Source organism: Achromobacter sp. RT286_PF, from assembly GCF_059760425.1.
Genome location: NZ_JCBAMR010000016.1, coordinates 65,930 through 82,900 on the forward strand (window position 1 = coordinate 65,930; position 16,971 = coordinate 82,900).

Consider the following 16,971-nt stretch of genomic DNA (forward strand, 5'->3'; position numbering starts at 1 on the left):
CGGCGCCATTCTTACGACATTCCGGACGAACCCGCCATGAGCCTTCCGCAATCCACTCCCCGCCGCGTCGGCGTCATCGGCCTGGGCGCCATGGGCGCGGGCATCGCCCAAAGCCTGCGCCGCGCCGGCCACGACGTGCACGTGTACGACATCCGTTCCGAAGCGGCCGCAGCCTTTGCCGCTGATGGCGGCGTGGCCTGCGCCACGTTGGCCGACATGGCAGCCGCCTGCGACATCATCATCAGCGTGGTGGTCAACGCCGCGCAAACCGAATCGGTGCTGTATGGCGATGTCGGCATCGCCACCGCCTTGCGGCCCGGCGCCGTGTTCGTGATGTGTTCCACCGTGGACCCCAACTGGTCCATCGCGCTGGAAGCACGCCTGGCCGAGCAGGGCGTCCTGTACCTGGACGCGCCGATTTCCGGTGGCGCCGCCAAGGCCGCCGCCGGCCAGATGACGATGATGACGGCAGGCGCCAACGCCGCCTACGACGCCTGCGGCGCGGTGCTGGAATCCATGGCCGGCAAAGTCTATCGGCTGGGCGACCGCGCGGGCGCGGGCAGCAAGGTCAAGATCATCAACCAGTTGCTGGCCGGCGTGCACATCGCGGCGGCGGCCGAAGCGATGGCGCTGGGTCTGCGCGAAGGCGTGGACGCCGATGCGCTGTACGAGGTCATCACGCATAGCGCGGGCAACAGCTGGATGTTCGAGAACCGCATGCCGCATGTACTGGCCGGCGACTACACGCCTTTGTCGGCCGTGGACATCTTCGTGAAGGACCTGGGCCTGGTGCTGGACACCGCGCGGCACAGCAAGTTTCCGCTGCCGCTGGCTTCCACCGCGCATCAGATGTTCATGCAGGCGTCCACCGCCGGGCATGGCCGCGAGGACGACAGCGCCGTCATCAAGATTTTTCCGGGCATCACCTTGCCGGAGGCAACATGAGTATCAACATCAAGCTTGGCTGCATCGCCGACGACTTCACGGGCGCCACCGACCTGGCCAACAACCTGGTGCGCGCCGGCATGCGCACCGTGCAGACCATCGGCGTGCCGGGTGAGCCTTTACGCGCGGACGCGGATGCCGTGGTCGTGGCGTTGAAAACCCGCACGCTGCCGGCCGATGAGGCCGTGGCGCAATCGCTGGCCGCGCTGCACTGGTTGCAGCAGCAGGGCGCCCAGCAGATCTATTTCAAGTACTGCTCTACGTTCGACAGCACGCCGCAGGGCAACATCGGTCCCGTCACGGACGCGCTGATGACGCAGCTGGGCACGCCGTTCACCATCGCCACGCCCGCCTTTCCCGACAACAAGCGCACCGTCTTCAAGGGCTATCTGTTCGCGGGCGACGTGCTGCTGAACGAATCGGGCATGCAGCATCATCCGCTGACGCCGATGACCGACCCCAACCTCGCGCGCGTGTTGCAGGCGCAAACCTCGCGCAAGGTCGGGCTGATCGATTACAGCGTGGTGGCGGCGGGCGCGGATGCCATCCGCGCGCGCATCCAGGCCTTGCAGCAAGAGGGCGTTGAGATCGCCATCGTGGATGCCGTGTCCAACGACGACCTGCTGACCCTGGGGCCCGCGCTGCGCGACATGCCGCTGGTGACGGCGGGCTCTGGCGTGGCCATCGGCCTGCCCGGCAACTGGGGCCTGGCGCCCAGCACCGTGGCCGTTGACGTGCGCGCGCCCGGCTTGCAAGCCGTGGTGGCGGGCAGCTGCTCTACCGCCACCAATGCGCAGGTAGCCGCGTTCATTGAAAGCGGGCGGCCCGCGATGGCGTTGGACCCAATGAAGCTGGCATCGGGCGAAGACGTGGTGGAGCAGGTGCTGGCATGGGCCGCGCCGCGCATGCAGGACGGCCCGGTGCTTGTGTATTCCACCGCGCAACCGGATGCGGTGAAAGCCGCGCAAGGCGCGCTGGGCGTGGCGCGCGCGGGCGAGATGATCGAGGCGGCCATTGCGCGCATCGCGGTTGGCCTGGTGGAGCGCGGCGTGCGCCAACTGATCGTCGCGGGCGGTGAAACCTCGGGCGCCGTGGTCCAGGCGCTGGGGCTTGCGCAGATCACCATCGGCGCGCAGATCGACCCGGGCGTGCCGTGGTGCGCCGGTCATTCGCCCGTGGCGAATGAAGACGTCAGCATCGCGCTGAAGTCAGGCAACTTCGGATCGCGCGACTTCTTCATCAAGGCGTTTCGCTGACGCCGATTCAGCCATACACACAAGCAGGAGGGCAGGCAGTGGCCAGCAAACAGAACAACGCGCTGAAAGGCGGCTTGAAATCACGGCACCTGACGATGATGTCCATCGCCGGGGTCATCGGGGCGGCGCTGTTCGTCGGCTCGGGCAAGCAGATCGCGCTGGCCGGCCCCGCCGTGATCCTGGCGTACCTGGGCGGCGGCATCCTGGTCATCCTGGCGATGCGCATGCTGGGGGAAATGGCCGTGGCGCAGCCGGACACGGGTTCGTTTTCGACCTACGCCGACCGCGCCATCGGGCGCTGGGCGGGGTTCACCATCGGCTGGTTGTATTGGTATTTCTGGGCGTTCCTGATGGGCTGGGAGGCCTATGTCGCCGGGCAGATCCTGCACGGCTGGTTTCCGCAGGTGCCGGATTGGGGCTACGCGCTTTTCATCACGGTGTCGCTCATCATCGTCAACTTCATGAACGTGCGGAACTACGGTGAATTCGAGTTCTGGTTTGCGCTGATCAAGGTGATTGCCATCGTGGCGTTCCTGGTGATCGGCAGCCTGGCGGTGGTGCACCTGTGGCCCTGGGGCGAGGCGCGCGGCGTGTCGCAACTGACGGCGCAGGGCTTCATGCCCAATGGCATCAAGTCGGTGGTGGTGGCCATGCTGGGCGTGATGTTCGCGTTTATCGGCGCGGAAATCGTGACGGTGGCCGCCGCCGAATCCGCCGACCCCGCGCGCGAGATCATCAAGACCACGCGCTCGGTGGTGTGGCGGATCAGCCTGTTCTATGTCGGCTCCATCTTCATCATCGTGTGCCTGGTGCCGTACAACGACCCGCTGCTGTCGCAGCCCACGCACGGCAGCTACAACGTGGCGCTGAGCCGGCTGGGCGTGCCGCATGCGCAGGCCATCGTCAATTTCATCGTGTTGACCTCGGTGTGCAGCTGCTTTAATTCGGCCTTGTATACCGCGTCTCGCATGCTGTATTCGCTGTCGCGTCGCGGTGATGCGCACCGCATCATGCAGGTGACTGGCCGGCGCACCGGCACGCCTTATGTCGGCGTACTGGTGTCCAGCGTGTTCGCCTTCTTGGCGATCTGGATGATGGCGACGTCCAAGATGGATCTGTACGACGTGCTGATGCAGGCCACCGGCACCATCGCGCTGTTCGTGTACCTGGCGATTGCGCTGTCGCAGCTGCGCATGCGCTATCGCTTGCAGGCGCAAGGCGTGGAACTGACGTTCAAGATGTGGCTGTTTCCGTGGCTGACCTATGCCGTCATCGTGTGCATCATCGCCGCACTGATCACCATGGTGGTCGAAGGCACATACCGCAACGAAGTGGCCTATACGTCGTTGCTGGCGGGCGTGATTGTTGCGATGGGGCTGGTGGCGCAGCGCTTTGGCATCGGCACCGGCGGGCGCCGCTTGCAGGTCAGCGGTGCGCCCGGCTAAGGCGCTTGGCCGCGTTGACCATGTGGATGCGCGCGGCTTCGCGCGCGCCTTCCACGTCTTGCCGGCGGATGGCCTCGACGATGGCGACGTGCTCTTGCAGCACGTCGCGCATCAGGTCGGCGTGGCGTGCTTCGTTGCCGCGCGTGACGCGCGTGGCGGCTTCCAGAAACTGGCTGACAAAGGCCAGCGTGGTCAGAAAATACGGGTTGCCCGTGGCGCGCGCGATGCTGCGATGAAAAGCCACGTCTTCCTTGACGCCGTCGCCGCCGTCCGCCACCGCCTGCGAAATGGCGGCCAGCGCGTTGTCGATATCCGCCATGTCGCGCTTCTTGCGCATGGCTGCGGCCTGCGCCGCGATTTCGGTTTCCAGCGCGCGCCGCAGGTCCACGATGTGCAGCACCGCGTCCAGTGAGGTGAGTTCCGTCGCATCGATCCGCAGCGCCCGATTACCCGTCAGGCCGGTAACGAAGACGCCGCTGCCTTGCCGCGCTTCAACAATACCGTCCTGCCGCAGGCGCGACACCGCTTCGCGGATGACGGTGCGACTGACGCCGAACTGCTCGGCCAGCGCCGCTTCGGTAGGCAGTTTTTCGCCCGGCGGCACGCGGCCTTCGTCGATTTCGGCGAGCAGGCGCTTGGTGACCGTGTCGGTCAGCGTGGGCTGGGAAGGAAGGCGGGGGAACACCATGGGTATCAAGGGCAGGAGTAAGGCGGGTGCGGGGCAACGACGCCGGTCGCGGATGGCGATGCTGGACGTCTGTCGCGTGTTGACGCTGACGCTGACGTTGATGTTGACGTTGACAGCAGCGCGTGGCGAGGCCCGGCGGCAATCATAACCGGTAGACCGGCGCTACCGACGCTATCGGCGGGGTGGGCGGTGCTGGGCGTGGGCCTCGTGCAGGCAGTCGATGAAGCAGCGCGCGGCGGGCGTGGGCGGCGAGTCGGCGCGCGTCAGGATCGACACCCGCGCGGCTGGCAGTTCGTGCAACAGCGGCACCATGCGCACGTCGCGCGGCAGCAGCCGGTGGTCGAACAGATTGCGCACGAAGATGCCCAGCGCGTCGCTGTCCGCGATGATGGCCAGGGCCACCGCGATGGACTGGCACGGAATCACATCGCGCGGCGCAGGCAGTTGTTGCGTTGCGAAAGCCAGCCGCAGCAGGTTGGCCGGCGCCTGGATGTTGCCGGGCAGCAGCCACAGGGCCTCGTGCAGATCGGCCAAGGTGCGGGCGTGGCGCAGCGGATGCCCGGCTCGCGCGCCCACCGCCAGCGGCAGCGTGAACAGTGTCGTGCGGGCAAAGCCGTCGTCGATGTCGCCGTCGTATTCCGTTTGCACCAGAAAGTCGTAGCGGCCCGATTCCAGTTGTTCGTGGCTGAAGGGCGGCGCCACTTCATTGAACGCCACCGATACGCGTGGCATGCGCGCCCGGAAGGCGGCCAGCGCGGCGGGCAGCACCGTCAGCGCGGCCGAACTGATGGCCAGGTTCAGGCTGCCGCCTTCGCCGTCGCGCATCTGCCCGATCTCTTCCTGGGCGCGCCGCGCTTCTTGCAGGATCACCACGGCGCGCTTGTACAGCGCGTCGCCGTACGGGGTCAGTTCAACGCCGCGCGCGCTGCGGCGCACCAGTTCGGCGCCCACGCTTTGTTCAAGCTCGCGCAGGCTGCGGGTGGCGGCGGGCTGCGTCACGAACAGGGCGCGCGCCGCCGCGCGGATGCTGCCGTGCTCGGCGATCAGGACAAAGGCGCGCAATTGGCGAAGATTCATGGCGTGGGGATGGAGGGGGCAAGGAGTGATGACGGGGCCGGGATGGGCGCGGCTATAACAAAAAGCTCTCACTGGAACAAAAATACTGTCTTTTCCTTATCGTCCGCCATCCGTATATTCACGCGGACGGGGCAGGCAAAGCGACCGGGACATGAAGCCCGGCGGCCATCAGGCCAACACGGCGCGGTCAATGCGTGACGCGCGCCGCGTGAAGCGGGACCATCGCCCCGGCAACGGACATCAAGGGGAAATCATGTCTATCGCCATCGCCGCCGATTCCGGCCGGCAGCATCTGCATTCATCGACGATGCGTCGGCGCGTCATTGCCGGCACCACCATCGGCAACGCGCTGGAGTTCTTCGACTTCACCGTTTTTACATTTCTGATGCTGGTCATCGGGCCGCTGTTCTTTCCGGCTGCGTCTGGCTACGGCCAGTTGCTGTTGACCACCGCCACCTTCGGCGTGGGCTTCCTGATGCGACCCGTGGGCGGCATGCTGATCGGGTCGTACGCCGACCGCCACGGCCGCCGCGCCGCCATGACGCTGACGCTGTGGCTGATGGGGCTGGGTTGCGCGCTGATCGCCGCCGCGCCCACCTATGCGCAGATGGGCGTGGCCGGGCCGGTGCTGATGGTGCTGGCGCGGCTGATCCAGGGTTTTGCCGCCGGTGGCGAGGTGGGCGCGTCCACCACCTTGCTGGTGGAACACGCGCCGGCCAACCAGCGCGGCTTTTATTCCAGCTGGCAGTTCGGCAGCCAGTCGCTGGGCGTGATGCTGGGCGCGCTGACGGTGGCGCTCTTGACCGCCACGCTTAGCCCCGAACAGATGCAGACGTGGGGCTGGCGCGTGCCGTTCGTCATCGGCATCCTGACCGTACCGGTGGGCGCCTACATCCGCCGCAACCTGGAAGAAACGCTGGAGGCGCCGGAATCGTCTAAGGGGAATCACGCCCGCCAGGCAGTGCAGGCGGGGCATACCACCGCCGCCACGCACACCACCGCCGCCGCGCATTCCCCGGCCAGGGCGGCCGCCTCGCACCTCACCCCGGCGGCCTCCACCGCGCCGTCCCACCAACCGCTGCGCCGCGTGTTCACCGAGCACAAGGCGCAGGTCGTCAAGGGCATCCTGCTTGTCATCGGCGGCATGGTGTGCGCGCAGATCATCGGCTTTTACATGCCCGCCTACGCCAACAAGCAGCTGGGCCTGCCCGCCACGTCCACGCTGTTTGCCAGCGTGGTGCTGGGCGCCATCGGCTTTTTGATCGCGCCGTTTGTCGGCATGCTGGCGGATCGCGTGGGGCGCAAGAAGGTCATCTTCTGGTCGCGCGCCGCCACGGTGTGCGCCTTGCTGCCGTGCTTTGAATGGCTGGTGTCCGCGCCCAGCACGGCGCGGCTGATGACGGTGATTGCGCTGCTGGCCGTGTTGCTGGCCTTGCAGACCGCGCCCGTCATCACGATGCTGCCCGAGCTGTTTCCCAAGGCCGTGCGCACCACCGGCATGTCCGTCGTGTATGGTCTGGGCATCTCGGTATTTGGCGGCTTTGCGCAGTTCTTCGTGACCTGGCTGCTGCATGTCACCGGCAACCCCATGGCGCCCGCCTGGTATTTGATGGTGACCGTCACGCTTTCCACCGTGGTGCTGTTCTGGATTCAGGACCGCACCGGCCATGCAATCGACACTCAGGAGGCATGATGCCCAGCAGTACAAGCTACTTTCCCCGCAGCTACGCCGAATCGCGCGAGCGCTTTGTGGCGGATGCCGAGCGCCTGGGCGCGTCCGTCGCGTCCTACCCGATCGAGGCGGTGGGAAGCGAGGGCGAAGCCTTGGCCACCGACGTTGCGCTGATCGGCGCGCCCGACGCCAAGCGCCTGTTGATCATGACGTCCGCCACGCATGGCGTCGAAGGCTTTTGCGGGGCGGGCTGCCAGTTCTCGCTGATGGACGACGCGCCGATGCTCAAGCGCGCGCGCCAAGCGGACGTAGCCTTGCTGCTGGTGCACGCGGTAAACCCGTACGGGTATTCGTGGATGGCGCGTACCGACGAAGGCAACGTCGACTTGAATCGCAATGCGCAACCCTTTGACGGCACGCCGCTGCCGGTCAACGCCGGCTACGGCGCGCTGCATCCGCTGCTGCTGCCCACGCAATGGCCGCCGTCCGACGACAACCAGCGCGACCTGGCGCGTTACGTCGCCGAACATGGGCAGGCCGCCTTTGCGCAAGCCGTGTCGCGTGGTCAGTACACGCACGCGGACGGCTTGTTCTACGGTGGCGCTGCGCCCGCGGCCTCGCTATCCAACCTGCGCCGCATCCTGCAAACGCATGCCAGCCCCTATGCACATATTGGTTGGATCGATGTGCATACCGGCCTGGGGCCGCGCGGCCATGGCGAAAAAATCTACGCCGGCCGCCGCGATGACGCCGAAGTGGCGCGGGCGCGGCAGTGGTGGGGCCTGGACATTGCCGTGCCGTTTCAGGGGACATCGGCTTCCGTGGACATCACGGGTCATCTGGCCAGCTTGATCTATCAGGCCTGCCCGCAGTCATCGCCCACGCTCATGGCGCTGGAATACGGGACGGTGCCCTTTGACGACATCGTGCTGGCGCTGCGCGGCCGCAACTGGCTGCGCGCCAACCCGGATGCCCCGGCCGCGCTGCGCCGCGACATCCTGCAAGCCACGCAGGACGCGTTCTATTGCCACGCCTATGACTGGCACGGCATGGTGCTGGGGCAAAGCCGCGTGGCGGTGCTGCAAGCGCTGTGCGGGCTGGAGGCGGCGCGCTGACGCGCTGACACGCCGGTGCGCCGATGCGCCGGTGCGCCGATGCGCCGGTGCGCCGGTGCGCCGATGCACCGGCGCATGACGGACGGTGCCGAGGCCTCCGCGCCGTCATTCCAATTGAAACCCCGGGTTGCACCTGCCCCTGTTTTCATACCGAGACGGGTTGCACCTGCTTACGCCGCGCGCGTCGGGAATTACCCGCGTCGATGCGGCGTCGGGCGCGCAATGTTGGGTAATCCCTAGTTGAACGGCGCAGCAACCCATCGATATGCTTCGGTTAACCGAGAGAACCGAAGAGTTCCATGCGGAGGAGTTTTAAACCGAGCCGGCACCTCGCTGACAAGGAAACAGGATTTGCATAGCGCGCCTCCTTTGAACTCGGCCGTCACGGCCGCCCGGGTCAAGCCCATACGCGTGATCCCCTGGGCAACGTGGCTGCACCGAGTTTTCGTCGTACTGATGTATGCGTTCATGCTCTGCCCCATCGTGCTGGTGGTCTGGCTGAGCTTTTTCAAGGACGCCATTCTCTACTTCCCCCCGTCCGGCTACACGCTGTCCTGGTACGTCAAGGCCTGGGAAAATCCCGCGTTCGCCAACGGCTTCCTGTTCAGCCTGCAAGTGTCGCTGGTGGCCGCCGCCATCGGCGTGGTGATGGGCGTGCTGGCCGCGGTCGGCATTGCGCGCTACCGCTTCCAGGGCAGCAAGGGCATCAACACCTTGCTGCTGTCGCCGCTGCTGATCCCCGGCATCGTGGCGGGCGTGGGCATCTACCTGTTCTATCTGCGCGCCGAGGAAATGCTGGACCAGGACATCATCGGCACCTTCGGCGGCCTGGTCATCGCGCACGTCTGCCTGACGATTCCGTGGACGGTGCGCCTGGTCACGGCCGGCATGGCGGGGCTGGATGGCTCCATCGAGGAAGCGGCGCGCAACCTGGGCGCCAGCGCGCCCAAGGCCTTCATGCGCGTGACCCTGCCCATGCTGCGCCCGTCCATCGTGGCGGCGGCGCTGTTCAGCTTCGTGGTGTCGTTTGAAAACCTGGAGCTGTCGCTATCGCTGGTGGGCCCGGGGCGCACCACGTTGCCGATCGCCATCATGCAGTACCTGGAATTCAATCTGGACCCGACCATCGCTTCGGTGGCTTCGGTGCAAATCCTGCTGTTGGGCATCATCATGCTTGTGACCGACCGCTATGTGAAACTCAGTCAGGTGGTGTAAGAAATGGCGAAGGTCTCAATCGAGAATATCCGCAAGCAGTTCGGCGCGGCGGTGGCGGTGTCCGACTTTTCCCTGGAGATCGCCGAAGGCGAACTCGTCACGTTCCTGGGGCCCAGTGGCTGCGGCAAGACCACCACGCTGCGCATGATTGCCGGCTTCATTACGCCGACGGCCGGACGCATCCGCATCGGCGATACCGACGTCACCCGTTTGCCTGTGCACAAGCGCGATACCGGCATGGTGTTCCAGCGCTACGCGCTGTTTCCCCACATGACGGTGGCCGAAAATGTGGCCTTCGGGCTGGAGATGCACAAGGTGCCCAAGGCCGACCGCGACGCCAAGATCCGCCGCGTGCTGGACATGGTGCGCATGACGGAATTGCGCGACCGCTATCCGCGTCAATTGTCGGGCGGACAGCAGCAGCGCGTGGCGATTGCCCGCGCGCTGGCTATCGAACCCAAGGTGTTTCTGCTGGACGAGCCGCTGTCCAACCTGGATGCCAAGCTGCGGCTGGAAGTGCGCGAGGAAATCCGATCGTTGCAGCAGCGCTTGGGCCTGACCACGGTATTCGTCACGCACGACCAGGAAGAGGCGCTGGCCATTGCCGACCGCATGGCCATCATGCATGACGGCATCGTGCAGCAGGTGGGCGCGCCCGCCACGCTGTACGAGCGTCCGGCGAATCTATTCGTGGCCGACTTCCTGGGCAAGATGAACGTGTTCACGGGGCGCGGCCAGGCCGACAACCAGTTCCATACCGATGCGGGCCAGCGCATCGCCACGCCGGATGGCGCGGGCGCCACGCATGTGGGCGTGCGGCCCGAGCGGGTGCGCCTGGCCGAGCAGCCCCTGGGCGGCAACGCGCTGGCGGGCGTGGTGGAATCTTCGCTGTACCTGGGGTCGGTGCTGGAAGTGCGCGTGCAGCTGGAAGGCGGCAACCGCATGATCAGCCAGATCGTCAATGGCGGCGCGGGCCGCGCGCAACCGGCAACCGGCTCGCGCGTGTACGCGTGCTTCGAGCCGGAAGACTGCGTGGCCTTCACGCAATAGGAGCCGCCATGACGACCGCAACCGTAGACGGCCGGCCCAGCCGCTGGCTGGGGCCCGGGCTGGCCTTTCCCGCATCGCTGGTGGTGCTGGTGATCATCCTGGTGCCCATCCTGCAACTGGCCCGCTACAGCTTCAACCATTTCGATCCGGCGGAGCTGATGCAAACCGCCTTCACCTTCGAAAACTACGCCAAGTTCTTTGGCGACCCTTACTACCGCGACATCTTCTTCACCACCTTGTGGGTGGCGGCGCTGTGCACGGTGCTGGCCCTGGTGCTGGGCTTTCCCGTGGCGTATTTTCTGGCGCGCACGCAAAGCCGGTACAAAAGCCTGTTTGTGATTCTGCTGGTGTTCCCGCTGATGGTGGGCAACGTGGTGCGCGCGGCCGGCTGGATGGTGGCGCTGGGCAACGCCGGCGTGGTCAATGCGGTGTTGCAGGGCCTGGGCGTGATCGACAAGCCCATCACGCTGATGTACACGCCCACGGCGGTGGTCATCGGCACCACGGCCGTGGTCATGCCGTACCTGATCCTGACATTGCAAAGTGTGCTTGAAGGCATGGACCTGTCCGTGGAAGAGGCGGCGCGCAATGTCGGCGCCAACTTCTTCACGACGTTTCGCCGCATCGTGTTGCCGATTGCCGCGCCGGGCGTGGCGGCGGGCACGATGCTGGTCTTTATTCTTTGCATGAACGCCTACGCCACGCCGGTGCTGCTGGGCGGCTCGGGCCTGACGATGATGGCGCCCGCGCTGTACGACCAGATCACCCGCGCATCGAACTGGCCGTTTGGCGCCGCGCTGGCCGTCATCCTGGTCTGCGGCACGCTGGTCATCGCACTGATATCGAACTGGCTGATCCATCGGCGCTACATCAAGACCATGGCGTCTTGAGCCCGAATCACAACAAGGAAATTTCATGGCATCCGTATTGTTCAAGAACGCGAACCTGCTTGATCCCTTGCAGGCCGAATTGCTGGAAGGCCACCATGTGCTGGTCGAGGACGGCGTCATCAAGGAAGTGTCGGACAAGCCCATCACCAGCGCCTCGGCGCAGGTGATCGACGCGGCTGGCCGCACGCTGATGCCCGGCCTGATCGACCTGCACGTGCACGTGCTGGCCACGCAGTTGAACCTGAGCACGCAGGGCGTGCTGCCCGATGCGCTGGTGATGATGCGCGCGGTGCCCATCATGGCGGCGATGCTGCGCCGCGGCTTCACCACGGTGCGCGATGCGGGCGGCGCGGGCTGGGGCCTGAAGTGCGCCGTCAACGAAGGCACGGTCAAGGGGCCGCGCCTGTTCATCTCGGGCCGCGCCATCAGCCAGACGGGCGGCCACGGCGACCCGCGTCCGCGTTCCGACCACCTGCGCCCCATGAGCTTTTGCGGCTGCTGCTTTCGCGCGGGCGACATCGGCCGTGTGGCCGACGGCATCGACGACGTGCGCAAGGCCGTGCGCCAGGAACTTCAGATGGGCGCGGACCAGATCAAGATGATGGCCTCGGGCGGCGTCGCATCGCCCACCGATCCCATTGCGTCCTTCGGTTATTCGGAAGAAGAAATCCGCGTCATCGTCGACGAAGCCGCCAGCCGCCAGACGTATGTGATGGCGCATTCCTACACCGCCGACGCGATCGAACGCGCCGTACGCAACGGCGTGCGCACCATCGAGCACGGCAACCTGGTGGATGAGCGCGTGGCGCGCTTCATGGCCGAGAAGGGCGCCTTCGTGGTGCCCACGCTGGTGACCTACGAAGCGCTGGCCAACGAAGGCGCCGACTATGGCCTGCCGGCGGACTCGGTTGCCAAGATTGCCACCGTGCGCACCGCCGGCCTGCACTCGCTGGAAATCTACAAGAAGGCGGGCGTGAAAATCGGCTATGGCTCGGATCTGCTGGGCCCCTCGCAACGCCTGCAAAGCGACGAATTCCGTATCCGCAACGAAGTGCTTTCCACCCAGGAAGTGATTCAGTGCGCCACCACCACGGCAGCCGAAGTGTTGAACCAGGTGGGCCAGCTTGGCCGCATCCAGCCGGGCGCGCTGGCCGATGTGCTGCTGGTGGACGGCAACCCGTATCGGGACTTGTCCTGCCTGTTGGGGCAGGGCGAGCACATCGCGCTCATCATGAAGGGCGGCGAAATCGAACATAACGGACTGGGGGTGTAAGCGCCATGAGCGATCCCACGTTTTCGCAATCGGAAGTCGGCGAAGAATCCCGCGACGTCAATGCGGCCAAGGGCTGGCATCCGCCTTCCGCGCCGGTGTCGCGCGACCGTGGCCTGGGGCCGTTTCCCCGGCTGATCCTGCGCGGCGCAACCATCATCGACGGCACCGGCGCGCCGCCCTGGGGGCCGGTCGACATCGTGATCGAAAACGACCGCATCACTGCGCTGGTCAACGTGGGCACGCCGCACAAGGCCATCGACCCCAAGCGCCGCCCGGGGCCGGGCGACCACGAAATCGACTGCCACGGCAAGTTCGTCACGCCTGGCTTTGTGGACGCGCACGCGCACATCGGCACGCCGTATCACGCCATGAGCGGCATCGTTCCGCCCGCCGACTACATCTACAAGCTGTGGCTGGCGCATGGCGTGACCACGGTGCGCGAAATGGGCGCGATGGGCGGGCTGGGCTGGACGATGGAGCAGCGCGAACTGTCCGCCGCCAACAAGATCGCCGCGCCGCGCATGGTGGTGCACAGCGTGTTTCCCGCCGTGAACGACCGCGTCAAAACCATCCACACGCCCGAGCAGGGCCGCGAATGGGTGCGCAAGCTGGCCGCGCGCGGTGCGGACGGCATCAAGTTCTTTGGCGCGCCGCCCGCCATCATGGAAGCCGCGCTGGACGAAGCCGCGCAACTAGGCCTGCGCTCGGGCTGCCACCACGCGCAGATGGCCGTGACCCGTGTGAACGCATTGAAGTCCGCGCGCTGGGGACTGACCAGCTCCGAACACTATTACGGCCTGCCCGAAGCGCTGTTCGAAGACCGCGTCGTGCAGTCGTTTCCCACGGACTACAACTACAGCGACGAGTACTACCGCTTTGCCGTCGCCGGCCAGACCTTCATGCAGGCCGCGCAGCCGGGCTCGGCCAAATGGCGCCAGGTGATGGACCAGTTCCTGGAGCTTGGCCACACCTTCGTGCCGACCTTCAATATCTACGACGCCAACCGCGACCTGATGCGCGCGCGCCGCGCGGACTGGCACGACGACTACACCTGGAAGGCAGTGTGGAAGTACTTCCAGCCGCAGCGCGGCGGGCATGGCGCCTACTGGTATCGCTGGAGCACCACCAACGAAATCGAGTGGAAACAGAACTACCGGCTGTGGATGCAGTTCATCAACGAATACAAGAACCTGGGCGGTCGGGTGTGCGCGGGCAGCGATTCCGGCTTCATCTTCCAGATCTACGGCTTTGGCTTCGTGCGCGAACTGGAACTGCTTCAGGAAGCCGGCTTTCATCCCATTGAAGTGCTGCGCGCCGCCACCTCGCAAAGCGCCGCGTTGCTGGGCATCGACGACGACACCGGGTCGATCGATGTGCAAAAGCGCGCCGACCTGCTGATCCATGATCAAAATCCGCTGACCGATTTCAAGCTGCTGTTCGGCACCGGCGCCATGCGCCTGAACGACGACACGGCCAAGGTCGAATGGCAGCGCTGCCTGCGCACCACCATCAAATCCGGCGTGGTGTACGACACCGCCGAACTGCTGGCCGACGTGCGCAAGATGGTCAAGGACAGCTGGGCGGAAGACGTGGATGGCGAACGCCCGCCGTTTGGCGGCGCGCCGTCGGGTTCGCCTTGCGAAAGCGCGGACGAGGCAGGCTGACATGGCCGTGGACCTGTTCCTGTCGTGCGGTTTCCTGGGCAGCGGCAAGACCACGCTGCTGGTGGATTACCTGCGCGATCCGGCGTCCCGCGACACCGGCGTCATCGTCAACGAGGCAGGTGAAATCGGCGTGGACGGCGCCATCGTTGCAAACGACAGCGACAACGTGCCGATGACGCTGATGGCCAATGGCTGCGTGTGTTGCTCGTTGCGCAGCGACCTGGTCTATACCTTGTCGGCGTTGCTGGACGCGCCGCGCCCCGAGGGCGAAGGCCCGTTGCAACGCGTGATCCTGGAATGCAGCGGGCTGTCGCGGCCCGGCCCGATCATCGCGTCGCTGGCTGACCCGGAACTGGCCAGCCGGGGTTTGCGGCTGACGGTGGTGTGCACCGACGATTGCGCGCGCGACCCTGATGCGTTGGCCGAGATGGATGAGGCCATGGCGCAGTTTGGCGCTGCGCACCGCATCGTGCTGACCAAGACCGATCTGCTGCCGGCATCCGAGCTTGCCGGCCGCGCCGCGCGCGCCGCCGCGCTGAACCCGCTGGCCGATATCATTGCCGACCCCGACCGCCGGAGCGCCGTGCAAGCCGCCTTTGCGCTGTCGCAAGGCGTCGCCGACTTGGCCGGGCTGGCCGCGCGCATGCTGATCGCGGGCGGCGCCGGCGCCAATGCCGCGCACCCGCGCATCCGCGTGATGGCAGCGCGTGCGCGGGACGGCATGAGCTGGACCGATTTTTCCGAATGGCTGGATAACCTGGCCGGCTTGTGCGGCGAACGGCTCTTGCGGCTCAAGGCCGTAGTGCGCGTGACGGAATGCGCCGAGCCCATCCTGATCCAGTCGGTAGGCACGACCTTCAGTGCGCCGCAACGGCTGACGCGTCAGCCCGATGCACGCGATGCCATCATCGTCATCGCGCGCGACATCGACGCGGCCGAAATCCAGGCGCTGGCACCCGATGCGCCGGTCCAGATGCTGGTTTGACCGGTTTGAAAACCCAAGGCGCGCGGGCGGGCACAGCCGCTTGCGCGCCACCGTAGCAAGTCGTCAGTTCCCCTTCGATACGAGGTTGTTATGCAAGAGAAAAACCTGACTCGCCGTGGCTTCATCAAGACCGCCTCGGGCCTGGCCCTGGCCCCCGCGTTGGGCTGGGTGCCCGGCATGGCGCACGCCGCCGAAAAAGACCTGGTCGTAGGCACGTGGGGCGGCGACTACCAAAACCTGCTTCAGCAGATCATCAACCCCATCGTCGACAAGCAAGGCGTGAAGGTGGTGTACGACACGGGCAACGCCGTGGGCCGCGTGACCAAGTTGCGCGCGGAAAAGAATTCGCGGCGCGGCAGCATGGACGTGGCCCTGCTGGGCGAAGTCGATATGTATGACGCCGAACGTTCCGGCACGCTGGAGCCCATCGACGTCAAGAAGCTGCCAAACCTGGCGCACGCGATTGCCGCGCTGAAAACGCCGTATTCGATTCCGCACATCTTCAGCGCGATGACGCTGGTGTACAACACCGAGAAATTCCCGACGCCGCCGGACTCGCTGCAAGTGCTGCTGGACCCGAAGTGGAAAGGGCAGGTGGGTTTCTCGGACATTCTGTACCTGTACAACTCGGTCTTCGTCGGCCTGGGCGCGGGCGGGGACACCAAGACGTTTGATGGCGGCAAGCGCTTCCTGGCCAAGCTCAAGCCCAATGCGCCGCGCATCTATCCGTCCAACGAGGCGGTGGCGTCCGCATTCAAGTCCGGCGAAATCGCCATCGCCTGCATGTGGAAGGCGCGCGCATTGCAGTGGAAGGACAGCGGCCTGCCGCTGGGTTTCGTGATCCCGAAGGAAGGCTCGGTGCCGGTGTCGTTCGAAGCGGGCGTGGCCAAGAACAGCCGCAACAAGGACGCGGCGTGGGAATACCTGAACGCCATGCTGGACCCGCAAGGCCAGATCGGTTTCGCCGAAAAAATGGGCTACGCGCCCACGGTGACCAACGCGACACTGCCCGAGAACCTGAAGCGCGTCGGCTTCACCGATGCCGAAGTCAAGCTGCTGCACGCGTACGATTTGAAGGGCCTGACCGAACGCAAGGCCGACATCCTGGAATTCTGGAACAAGGAATTCAAGGCGGGTTGATGGGGCGGATGATCTGACGGCGGGGCCGGGCGCCCGGCCCGCCCGTCGCCGCGCTTGCCGCAATCATCCCCGCCGCGCCGCCTCGATCCGGGCGACGTCGATCTTGCCCATCGTCATCATCGCTTCGAACACGCGCTTGGCGGCGGCGCGGTCCGCGCCCGTGTAGGCCTCGGTCAACACACGCGGCGTGATCTGCCAGGACAAGCCCCACTTGTCCTTGCACCAGCCGCACTCGCTTTCCCGCCCGCCGTTGCCGACGATGGCATTCCAATAGCGGTCGGTTTCTTCCTGGTCGTCGGTCGCCACCTGAAACGAAAACGACTCGTTGTGCTGAAACGCCGGCCCGCCATTCAGGCCCAGGCACGGGATGCCCATCACGGTGAACTGCACGGTCAGCACTTCGCCTTCCTTGCCTGACGGGTAGTCGGACGGCGCATGATGCACCGCGTCCACCGAACTATCGGGAAACGTCTGCGCATAGAACCGCGCCGCCTCCAGCGCGGTGCCGTCGAACCAAAGGCAAATGGTGTTCTTGGGAATCATCGGGAGTCTCCTG

15 protein-coding genes are annotated in these 16,971 nt (G+C 65.9%); 12 read left to right on the forward strand and 3 right to left on the reverse strand.

Going from position 1 to position 16,971, the window contains the following annotated elements; translation table 11 throughout:
• Positions 1 to 18 precede the first annotated feature (18 nt).
• The 3 genes from ltnD to AC6LJY_RS14775 all read left to right on the forward strand — a co-directional run bounded on the left by ltnD (position 19) and on the right by AC6LJY_RS14775 (position 3,646).
• Positions 19 to 945, forward strand: coding sequence for an L-threonate dehydrogenase (gene ltnD / locus AC6LJY_RS14765; RefSeq protein ID WP_498136274.1), 927 nt, complete (start codon positions 19 to 21; stop codon positions 943 to 945).
• On the forward strand, positions 942 to 2,201 hold the full coding sequence (gene otnK / locus AC6LJY_RS14770; protein WP_314355362.1) for a 3-oxo-tetronate kinase: 1,260 nt from the start codon (positions 942 to 944) through the stop codon (positions 2,199 to 2,201). Before ltnD ends, otnK begins: the two co-directional genes overlap by 4 nt.
• Positions 2,202 to 2,296: 95 nt before the next feature.
• Positions 2,297 to 3,646 (forward strand): amino acid permease, encoded by a 1,350-nt coding sequence (locus AC6LJY_RS14775; RefSeq protein WP_498136275.1) that lies wholly within the window; start codon positions 2,297 to 2,299, stop codon positions 3,644 to 3,646.
• On the opposite strand, the gene AC6LJY_RS14780 is transcribed toward AC6LJY_RS14775, so the two are convergent.
• Complete coding sequence (locus AC6LJY_RS14780) at positions 3,627 to 4,334, reverse strand: FadR/GntR family transcriptional regulator (protein ID WP_046803211.1); 708 nt, start codon at positions 4,332 to 4,334, stop codon at positions 3,627 to 3,629. The genes AC6LJY_RS14775 and AC6LJY_RS14780 overlap by 20 nt on opposite strands.
• Before the next feature lie 171 nt (positions 4,335 to 4,505).
• On the reverse strand, positions 4,506 to 5,411 hold the full coding sequence (locus AC6LJY_RS14785; RefSeq protein ID WP_120157156.1) for a LysR substrate-binding domain-containing protein: 906 nt from the start codon (positions 5,409 to 5,411) through the stop codon (positions 4,506 to 4,508).
• 253 nt (positions 5,412 to 5,664) lie between these two features.
• Here AC6LJY_RS14785 and AC6LJY_RS14790 point away from each other — a divergent pair, with 253 nt between their 5' ends.
• From AC6LJY_RS14790 to AC6LJY_RS14830, 9 genes are all read left to right on the forward strand, one after another.
• Positions 5,665 to 7,104: an MFS transporter gene (locus tag AC6LJY_RS14790; RefSeq protein WP_498136256.1), complete on the forward strand. Its 1,440-nt coding sequence runs from the start codon at positions 5,665 to 5,667 to the stop codon at positions 7,102 to 7,104.
• Positions 7,101 to 8,198: a M14 family metallopeptidase gene (locus AC6LJY_RS14795; RefSeq protein WP_498136257.1), complete on the forward strand. Its 1,098-nt coding sequence runs from the start codon at positions 7,101 to 7,103 to the stop codon at positions 8,196 to 8,198. The genes AC6LJY_RS14790 and AC6LJY_RS14795 overlap by 4 nt, the downstream gene beginning before the upstream one ends.
• 351 nt (positions 8,199 to 8,549) lie before the next feature.
• Positions 8,550 to 9,413: an ABC transporter permease gene (locus AC6LJY_RS14800; RefSeq protein WP_046803215.1), complete on the forward strand. Its 864-nt coding sequence runs from the start codon at positions 8,550 to 8,552 to the stop codon at positions 9,411 to 9,413.
• 3 nt (positions 9,414 to 9,416) lie between these two features.
• Entirely contained in the window at positions 9,417 to 10,463 is a 1,047-nt protein-coding gene (locus tag AC6LJY_RS14805) for an ABC transporter ATP-binding protein (RefSeq protein ID WP_046803216.1), read from the forward strand.
• Between the two features lie 8 nt (positions 10,464 to 10,471).
• Positions 10,472 to 11,353 (forward strand): ABC transporter permease, encoded by an 882-nt coding sequence (locus tag AC6LJY_RS14810; RefSeq protein ID WP_104142744.1) that lies wholly within the window; start codon positions 10,472 to 10,474, stop codon positions 11,351 to 11,353.
• A 25-nt stretch (positions 11,354 to 11,378) separates the two neighbouring features.
• Entirely contained in the window at positions 11,379 to 12,626 is a 1,248-nt protein-coding gene (locus AC6LJY_RS14815) for a metal-dependent hydrolase family protein (protein WP_046803218.1), read from the forward strand.
• A 5-nt stretch (positions 12,627 to 12,631) separates the two neighbouring features.
• Positions 12,632 to 14,290 carry an amidohydrolase family protein gene (locus AC6LJY_RS14820; protein WP_498136258.1) on the forward strand — a complete coding sequence of 553 codons (1,659 nt, stop codon included), beginning with the start codon at positions 12,632 to 12,634 and terminating at the stop codon, positions 14,288 to 14,290.
• Between the two features lies 1 nt (position 14,291).
• Positions 14,292 to 15,275 carry a CobW family GTP-binding protein gene (locus AC6LJY_RS14825; RefSeq protein ID WP_498136259.1) on the forward strand — a complete coding sequence of 328 codons (984 nt, stop codon included), beginning with the start codon at positions 14,292 to 14,294 and terminating at the stop codon, positions 15,273 to 15,275.
• Positions 15,276 to 15,365: 90 nt separating this feature from the next.
• A complete protein-coding gene (locus AC6LJY_RS14830) occupies positions 15,366 to 16,415 on the forward strand; it encodes an ABC transporter substrate-binding protein (RefSeq protein ID WP_046803221.1) in 1,050 nt (349 codons plus the stop codon).
• Positions 16,416 to 16,478: 63 nt separating this feature from the next.
• On the opposite strand, the gene AC6LJY_RS14835 is transcribed toward AC6LJY_RS14830, so the two are convergent.
• Positions 16,479 to 16,958, reverse strand: coding sequence for a VOC family protein (locus AC6LJY_RS14835; RefSeq protein ID WP_046803222.1), 480 nt, complete (start codon positions 16,956 to 16,958; stop codon positions 16,479 to 16,481).
• Positions 16,959 to 16,971 lie beyond the last annotated feature (13 nt).